Here is a 7,636-nt window from a genome sequence, read left to right as displayed (position 1 = left end):
CTGGAACGGACAGCCGCCGCCCAGTGAGTTCGGCTCGTAGGCGACCTTGCCGCGGGCAATCGCCTGGCGGTGGATCCCGTCACGCTGGTTGTTGTGCACCGGCACCACCGGCGCGTTGATCGGAATCTCGTGGAAGTTCGGTCCGCCCAGGCGGGACAACTGGGTATCGAAATAGGAGTGGATGCGGCCGGCCAGCAACGGGTCGTTGCTGAAGTCGATGCCGGGCACCACGTGCGCGGTGCAGAAGGCCACCTGCTCGGTTTCGGCGAAGAAGTTGTCGGGGTTGCGGTTGAGCGCCATGCGGCCCACCGGCATCACCGGCACCAGCTCTTCAGGGATCAGCTTGGTGGCGTCTAGCACGTCGAAGCTGAAGCCTTCGGCCTGGGCCTCAGTGAAAATTTGCAGGCCCAGCTCCCACTCGGGGTACTCGCCGGCCTCGATGGCTTCCCACAGGTCGCGTCTGTGGAAGTCGGCATCGGCACCGGCAATCTTGGCGGCTTCGTCCCACACCAGCGAGTGGGTGCCGAGCTTGGGCTTCCAGTGGAACTTGACGAAGTGCGATTCGCCCTTGGCGTTGACCAGGCGGTAGGTGTGCACGCCGAAGCCCTGCATCATGCGAAAGCTGCGCGGAATGGCGCGGTCGGACATCACCCACATCAGCATGTGCGTCGACTCGGGCATGAGCGAGACGAAATCCCAGAACGTGTCGTGTGCCGAGGCGGCTTGTGGCATGCCGTGGTGGGGCTCGGGCTTCACGGCGTGCACGAGGTCGGGGAACTTCATGGCGTCTTGAATGAAGAACACCGGGATGTTGTTGCCCACGAGGTCCCAGTTGCCTTCGTCGGTGTAGAACTTGACAGCGAAGCCGCGCGCGTCGCGAGCGGTATCGACCGATCCGCGCTCGCCGGCCACGGTAGAGAAGCGCACGAACACCGGCGTGCGCTTGCCGGCTTCAGCGAAGGGCGCGGCGCGGGTGTATTTGGGCAAAGGCTTGTAGGCCTCGAAGTAGCCATGCGCCGCCGACCCACGGGCATGCACGATGCGCTCAGGTATGCGCTCGTGGTCGAAGTGGGTGATCTTCTCGCGCAGGATGAAGTCTTCGAGCAGGGTCGGGCCGCGCAGCCCCGCCTTCAGCGAATTCTGGTTGTCGCCTATGGGCACGCCCTGGTTGGTGGTGAGCACCTGGCCGGCGGCATCGCTGCGCACGCGGTCGAGTGAGCCAATGGTGGCGTTGGTGCCCGGCGCGGCCAGGCCGTCGCCGGTCTTCGCGGACGGATTGGCCTCGCTCAGCGTGCTCGCGCCCACCTCGGGCGGGCCCGAAACGGCCATGCCCTTGGGCGGCGAGACGGCATTGGCACGGCCGATCTCGCGTGGCTTGTTGGCGTTGTGGGGCATGGCTGCCACCACCGCCTGCACGGCGGCGGCTTGCTGAGCCTGCGGGTCGCCTGACGGTGCACCGCCGGGCCGCGAAGGGCGGCTTGCCGTCTTGCGTGAGGCGGCCTTGGCCGTGCTTGCGTTGGCAGGCTTGCGAGGGGTGGGTTTGGTCATGAAGTGCTGACGACAGACGAGACGAGAGGAGACGAGACGAGACACGTGGGCGACAAGCCGCCCGACCAGAGGGCCGCCTTGGCAGGCAGCGCTCGGCTTACATGTAGCGGGTGCTCAGGGCGGACGTGGGCGTGTGCAGCTCGCGCCGGCGCGCCGGGTGAGGCACGCCCTGGGCGTCGTGGTCGGTGTTGGGGAACTGGATCTGGCCTTGCTCGACGAGTGCGGCGTAGTCGCGCTGCGAGATTTCGGCCATCTGCCGTTCCTGCTCTTCATGCCATATCAGGGCAATCCAATGGGAGCCTTCCAGCACCCAGCAAGGCCCCGGTGGCACCACGCGGTGAACACCGGCCCCGCGTTGCATCATCAGCGTGTCGCTCACGACTCTTGCGCGCTTCATCATGGGAACTCTCCTGGGTTGTTGAGCGCACTTTAGGGCGGCACTTTCAACGCCGATGTCAGCGTTTTCCGACGTTTGCGTAGGACGACACTTGAAAGCAGCAAGGCCCCGCCAAGCGCGCGGCCTTCACAGATCTTTACCCCCCAGCCACCGCCTCTTCACCCCCTGCGCAGACATTGCTTGCATGGGCGTCGTGTCCATGTCTGCAAGGAGTTTGCGATGTTTGAATCGAAGACAGTCAAGGCCTCGGGTAACCCAGCTGCGCGAGGCATCAAGCGCGTGGCGCTCAGCCTTCTGGTGGCGGTGGCCAGCACCCTGGCGGTATCAGCTTGGGCCCAGGGCCATGGTCACGAGTCTCTCGGTGGTGGCGGCTTCGGCGGCCCGGGCATGTTCATGGGCCACCCGGAGCGCATGGCCCGTGGCATCGACCACATGCTTGACGGTTTGAACGCCACCGATGCGCAGCGCGGCCAGATCCAGCAGATCGTGGCAGCCGCCGCGGCCGACCTGAAGGCGCAGCATGAAGCCAGCAAAGGTTTGCGCGAGCAAGGCCTCCAGCTCTTCACCGCCCCGGTGGTGGATGCGCGTGCCGTGGAGTCGGCCCGTGTACAGGCCATGGCCCAGCATGACCAGGCCAGCAAGCGGGTGACGCAGGCGCTGCTGGAAATCAGCAGCGTGCTCACGCCCGAGCAACGTGTGAAGCTGGGCGAGCGCATCAAGCAGCGTGCTCAGCACAGGCGTGAGCGCATGGAGCGCCACGGCGCTGGCAGCGCCCCCACCAAGTAAGACGGGGCTTGGCATGTGTTCTGATTCGGCCCTGGCCCTGCGGCAACCACTTGTCTTTGGAGACGCTGTTGCAATGAGTGCTCGCTTGCTGATGATCGATGACGATGCGCGCCTCTCGACCATGGTGGGCGACTACCTGCGAGGCGCCGGCTACAAGGTCGAGGTGGCCGGCTCGCTGGCCCAGGGGCGCGAGCGCCTGGCCGGCGAAGCCTACGACGCGCTGGTGCTCGACCTGATGCTGCCCGACGGCGACGGCCTAGACCTGTGCCGCGAGCTGCGCGCCAGCCCGCGCACGCGCCAGCTGCCGCTTCTGATGTTGACTGCGCGGGGCGAGCCCATGGACCGCATCGTGGGCCTGGAGCTCGGTGCCGACGATTACCTGCCCAAGCCCTTCGAGCCGCGTGAGTTGCTGGCTCGGGTGAAGGCCTTGCTGCGCCGCGCGGCGCCGGTGTCGTCAGCCGACGAGGTGCTGCGCTTCGGGCGGCTTGAGATCGACCTGGGGGCGCGCGTGGCCCGGCTGGCCGGCCAGCCTTGCGACCTCACCAGCCACCAGTTCGACCTGCTCGTGGTGCTGGCGCAAAGCCCTGGGCGCGTGCTCTCGCGCGACCAGATCATGGATTTGCTCAAGGGCCACCCACTCGAAGCCTTTGACCGCTCGATCGACGTACACATCTCGCGCATTCGCGCCGTCATTGAAGACGACGCTAAGAGCCCGCGGCGTGTGCTCACCGTTCGCGGTGCGGGCTATGTGTTCGCCAAGAAGCAGGACGCGGACGACTCGGAATGAGGACGCTGACGCTGCGGATTTATTTGACCGTGGTGGCGGTGTTGTTGCTGTTCGCGTTCGGCTCGGGTTGGCTGTTTCAGAGCCACATCGAGCTGGAGCGGCAGCACTCTGAATCGGCCTTGTCCGAGCGCATGGCGGCCTGGGGTGACCTGATCCAGCGCTCGTTGCCCGCGCCCGACACGGCAGTGGCCGACCAGTCGGCCGCCTTGCTCGACTGGTCGCAACGCCTGCGCGTGCCTTTGGCGCTGGACAGCAAACAAGGGGTGCGTATTGCGGCATCGGAATCCTTCCTGCGCCGGCAGGCCGAGAACGGTACGCGCAGTTTCTCGATTCCGCTGGACGACGGCCGCACGCTTTGGGTGATGCGGCCAGGTTTGCACCAAGGCATGCGCCGCGGGCCCAACGCGCCACCGGGCCTGCGCGAGCCTGGGGGGCGGCCTTCGCCCGGCAGCCCTTTCGTTCCAGCCTCTTGGCAGCGTGGCGTGGGGCCGGTGGTGGTGCTGGTGCTCCTGTTCATTGCGGTGGCGGCTGGGGCTTGGCCGGCGGTGCGCCACCTCACGCGCCGCTTGCAGGCGCTGAAGAATGGCGTGGAGCAATTTGGTGCCGGCGCGCTGCACCATCGCGTGGAGGTGTCGGGCCGCGATGAAGTGGCGGCAGTGGCCGCGAGCTTCAACCTGGCCGCCGAGCGCATCGAGACCCTGGTGCGCTCGCACCAGTCGCTGCTGGCCAATGCCAGCCACGAGCTGCGCTCGCCACTGGCGCGCATGAAGATGGCCGTCTCGATGCTCGACGACGCCACGCCCGAACACCAGCAGCGCCTGAAGCGCGAGATCGACACCAACGTGGCCGAGCTCGACGCGCTGGTGGAAGAGGTGTTGCTGGCCAGCCGTTTGGACGCCGTGCAGCGTGTGGACAGGCGCGATCCGGTCGATCTGCTCGGGCTGGCGGCCGAAGAGGGGTCTCGTGTCGAGGCGGTGGTGGAGGGCGCCTCTGCCACCGTGGTTGGCGACGAGCGCTTGCTGCGACGGGCGCTGCGCAACCTGCTGGAAAACGCGCGCCGCTACGGTGGCGGCGAGGTGAGCGTGGTGGTGGCGGCCAGCGGCGTGCAGGCCAAGGTGCAGGTGTGTGACCGCGGCCCGGGCGTGCCCGAGGCGCAGCGCGAGCGCATCTTCGAGCCCTTTTATCGCTTGCCCGGCCACGCCGAGCAAGCGGGGGGTGTGGGCCTGGGCCTGAGCCTCGTGAAGCAGATTGCCGAGCGGCACGGGGGCAGCGTGCGCTGCACGGCCCGCGAGGGCGGTGGCAGTTGCTTTGAGCTGGAATTCCCAAAGGCTTAGGGCTTGTTTAGCGTTGCCTCAGCTGCCGTTCTTGTGCCTGAGCACCCAGGCCATCAGGCTGCACAAGCCCACGCCTGACAGCACCAGCCCTGTGACCGACGCCGCCCAGAAGCCAGGTGCGCCCAGCAAAGGGGTGGGCGTGAGGCCTGTCACGTTGAACGCGATGACGAAGCCTCCGCCCAGGCCCACCCCCCACAGCGCAAAGGCGTAGATCACCATCGGGGCCGTGGCCACGCGATAGGCGCGCATCACGAACGAGGCAATGGTCTGCGCGGCATCGGCGATGTGAAACACCGCCACCCACGCGAGCAAGGGCATGGCCGCGGCAATGATGACCGGGTTGTTGGTGTAAGCGTGCAGCACGCTCTCACGCATGAAGTAGATGACGGTGCCTAGCACCGCGGCGACCAGCGTGCCGATCTGCAGGCCATGCCAGCCCAGCCTGCGCGCGTCGGCATGAGCGTGTGCGCCTATGCTTTGGGCGACCAGCGTGCTCGTGGCGTTGGCAATCGCCAGCGGCATCATGAACATGAGCGACACCAGATTGGCCGCGAGCTGATGGCCTGCGACCGCTGTGGCGCCGATGCGCGAGATGAAGATCGCCATGAAGGTGAAGCCTGTGACTTCGATGAGGATGCTCAGGCCCATGGGTACACCCAGGCGCAGCAACTCCTTGAGGCTGGGCCAATCGGGCGCGTTAAGGCGTGTCACGTGCAAGCCGAAAGGGGCATAGAACGGGTCGCGCTTCAGCACCCACCAGGCCAGCAGCAGCTGCAGCCACATCACGATGGCGCTGGCCAGGCCACAACCGGCGGCGCCCATCGCAGGGATGTGCCAGGCCGGTGCGCCGTAGATCAGCAAAGCATTCAGTGGCACCTTGAGCGAGAGGCCGGCGAGTTGCAGCGCCATCACGATCTTGGGCCTTGAGACCGCGGTGTTAAAGCCACGAAACGACTGGAACAAGAGCGCAGGTGGCAACGCGAGCGCCAGGTAACCCAGGTAAGCGCGCACCTTCTCGGCCACTTCAGGTTTGGTCTGTGCCGCCATCAGAAACGGCTCGGGCATCAACAGCAGCGCGCTGCCCAGCACCGACAGCCCAAGGGCCAGCCAGGCCGCCTGGTGCAATTGCGCCCCGGCTTCTGCGGTCTTGCGCGCGCCGAACAGCTGGCCCGTGATGGGACCAATGGCCAGCACCACGCCCATGAAGCCCACGAAGATGGTGATGTAGGCTGCGGCGCCGACCGCGAGCGCGGCCAGGTCGAGCGCGGCATAGCGCGCCACCATCACGGTGTCGACGGTGCCGAAGCCCAGCACCGCGAGCTGGCCGATGAACACCGGCCAGGCCAGGGGGGCGATGCGGCGGGCGCTGTGCAGCAGGCTGAGCTGCCTCAAGCCAGGCCCTCGGTGGGCGACTCTTTCTTAGTGCCTGCTCGCTCGCTGTAGCGGTTGAAGCGCCAGGCCGTGCCTTCCATCGTGATGCGCCGCCAGGTGTGGCGCTTGGCGCCGGGGCTCATCTCGGTCCAGTGCTGCACTTCATCGAAGGTGCGGCCACAGCCCTTGCAGACGTCATCGCCTTGGCTGGTGGAGCAGATGGCGATGCACGGCGCATCGGGCGTGGTGGCGTACCAGGCCAGCCAGGCGTCGTGAGCCTTGGGTGGCATGGTGTCTTCGTCGCACTCGGTCTCGTGGTAGTACACCATCAGCGCATAGGTCTCGGCGAGCGCCAGCACCTCGGGGCAGGCGGTGATGCCATCGGGCGAGGGCGAGCGTTCGCGCCACCAGTTGATGGCGGATTCGATGTCGGTGATGTGGATGCCGGCCATGGGCATGGAAGCGTTGCAGTGCTCAGGCTTTTGCCGCGGCCATGGCGGCGATTAGCATATCGGCCAGAGCCGCTTCGACGCCGGCGCGGTTTGCAAAGACCACCGGTGCGGCATTGAGCGCCGTGGCACCTTCGGTCTTGAGGCGCTTGACCCAGCTGCCGGCTTCTCGGCCATCGGCCAGGCCTTCGCTTTGCAGCAGCAGCGTGCCATCGGCTGCGTTGAGCTTGAAATAAAAGCGCTCGCCTTCTCGGTACTGCTTGAACACTGGCAGCGCTTGCTTGGTTGGCGTGATGGCCTCTGCTGTGCGGGACACTGCCACCATCTTGCGCAGGCCCACGGCTTCGCGCACTTCGCGCATCAGCGGTTTGGCCACGGCGCGTGCCTTTGCGGCGCCGGCCATCAAGGCATCTTCTACCCGCTCGGGGTGGGCCATCAGGTCTTCGTAGCGGGCGCGCATTGGGCTGATGCGTGACTCGATCAGCTCGACGGCGCGCTGCTTGGCGTCGCCCCAGCCGAGACCCGCGCGCAGGTCGGCGCGCAGGCTTTCTTTTTGCGCAGGCGTGGCGAAGGCGTCGTAGATGGTGACCAGCGAGGAGCCTTCGGGGTCTTTGGGCTCACCGGGCAGGCGGGAGTCGGTGACGATGCGGGCCACCGCTTCTTTCAGCGCCTTGGGGCCGCCCTCGAACAGTGGGATGGTGTTGTCGTAGCTTTTCGACATCTTGCGGCCGTCGAGACCCGGCAGCAGGGCCACGTCTTCTTCGATCTCGGCGCTGGGCAGCACGAAGATGTCTTTGCCTTTGCCGAAGAGGTGGTTGAAGCGCTGCGCCACGTCGCGCGCCATCTCGATGTGTTGCACCTGGTCACGCCCGACCGGCACGCGGTGGGCGTTGAAGAGCACGATGTCAGCGGCCATCAGGATGGGGTAGCTGTACAGGCCCATGGTGATGTTGGCGTCGATGTC

At 66.5% G+C, this 7,636-nt stretch carries 8 protein-coding genes; 3 read left to right on the top strand and 5 right to left on the bottom strand.

Annotated features, from left to right (window positions below; genetic code table 11):
- Both AC30QB_RS07750 and AC30QB_RS07745 read right to left on the bottom strand, forming a co-directional pair.
- Positions 1 to 1,548, bottom strand: a 1,548-nt coding sequence (locus AC30QB_RS07750; RefSeq protein ID WP_489545622.1) for a catalase, incomplete at its 3' end; no start/stop codon positions are given.
- 97 nt (positions 1,549 to 1,645) lie between these two features.
- Positions 1,646 to 1,948: a hypothetical protein gene (locus tag AC30QB_RS07745; RefSeq protein WP_489545621.1), complete on the bottom strand. Its 303-nt coding sequence runs from the start codon at positions 1,946 to 1,948 to the stop codon at positions 1,646 to 1,648.
- Between the two features lie 216 nt (positions 1,949 to 2,164).
- Between AC30QB_RS07745 and AC30QB_RS07740 the strand changes: the two genes are divergently transcribed.
- From AC30QB_RS07740 to AC30QB_RS07730, 3 genes are all read left to right on the top strand, one after another.
- Positions 2,165 to 2,731 carry a Spy/CpxP family protein refolding chaperone gene (locus AC30QB_RS07740; protein WP_489545620.1) on the top strand — a complete coding sequence of 189 codons (567 nt, stop codon included), beginning with the start codon at positions 2,165 to 2,167 and terminating at the stop codon, positions 2,729 to 2,731.
- A gap of 73 nt (positions 2,732 to 2,804) precedes the next feature.
- Positions 2,805 to 3,518 carry a response regulator gene (locus AC30QB_RS07735; protein WP_489545619.1) on the top strand — a complete coding sequence of 238 codons (714 nt, stop codon included), beginning with the start codon at positions 2,805 to 2,807 and terminating at the stop codon, positions 3,516 to 3,518.
- Entirely contained in the window at positions 3,515 to 4,852 is a 1,338-nt protein-coding gene (locus AC30QB_RS07730; RefSeq protein WP_489545618.1) for a sensor histidine kinase, read from the top strand. The genes AC30QB_RS07735 and AC30QB_RS07730 overlap by 4 nt, the downstream gene beginning before the upstream one ends.
- Before the next feature lie 18 nt (positions 4,853 to 4,870).
- Here AC30QB_RS07730 and AC30QB_RS07725 read toward each other — a convergent pair whose 3' ends face one another.
- The 3 genes from AC30QB_RS07725 to AC30QB_RS07715 all read right to left on the bottom strand — a co-directional run.
- Positions 4,871 to 6,244: an MATE family efflux transporter gene (locus AC30QB_RS07725; RefSeq protein ID WP_489545617.1), complete on the bottom strand. Its 1,374-nt coding sequence runs from the start codon at positions 6,242 to 6,244 to the stop codon at positions 4,871 to 4,873.
- A complete protein-coding gene (locus tag AC30QB_RS07720; RefSeq protein WP_489545623.1) occupies positions 6,241 to 6,675 on the bottom strand; it encodes a DUF3717 domain-containing protein in 435 nt (144 codons plus the stop codon). Before AC30QB_RS07720 ends, AC30QB_RS07725 begins: the two co-directional genes overlap by 4 nt.
- A gap of 22 nt (positions 6,676 to 6,697) precedes the next feature.
- The coding region (locus AC30QB_RS07715) for a tryptophan--tRNA ligase (protein WP_489545616.1) at positions 6,698 to 7,636 on the bottom strand (939 nt) is incomplete at its 5' end.

Source organism: Rhizobacter sp., assembly GCF_046595475.1.
GTDB lineage: Bacteria > Pseudomonadota > Gammaproteobacteria > Burkholderiales > Burkholderiaceae_C > Rhizobacter.
Note: the sequence above shows the minus strand (reverse complement) of the source record. Positions and strands in the feature narration are given on the sequence as shown.

Excerpts from the sequence above, each read along its gene's own strand:
- AC30QB_RS07745 (WP_489545621.1), bottom strand. The coding sequence starts at position 1,948 with ATGATGAAGCGCGCAAGAGTCGTGAGCGACACGCTGATGATGCAACGC.
- AC30QB_RS07740 (WP_489545620.1), top strand. The coding sequence starts at position 2,165 with ATGTTTGAATCGAAGACAGTCAAGGCCTCGGGTAACCCAGCTGCGCGA.
- AC30QB_RS07735 (WP_489545619.1), top strand. The coding sequence starts at position 2,805 with ATGAGTGCTCGCTTGCTGATGATCGATGACGATGCGCGCCTCTCGACC.
- AC30QB_RS07730 (WP_489545618.1), top strand. The coding sequence starts at position 3,515 with ATGAGGACGCTGACGCTGCGGATTTATTTGACCGTGGTGGCGGTGTTG.
- AC30QB_RS07720 (WP_489545623.1), bottom strand. The coding sequence starts at position 6,675 with ATGGCCGGCATCCACATCACCGACATCGAATCCGCCATCAACTGGTGG.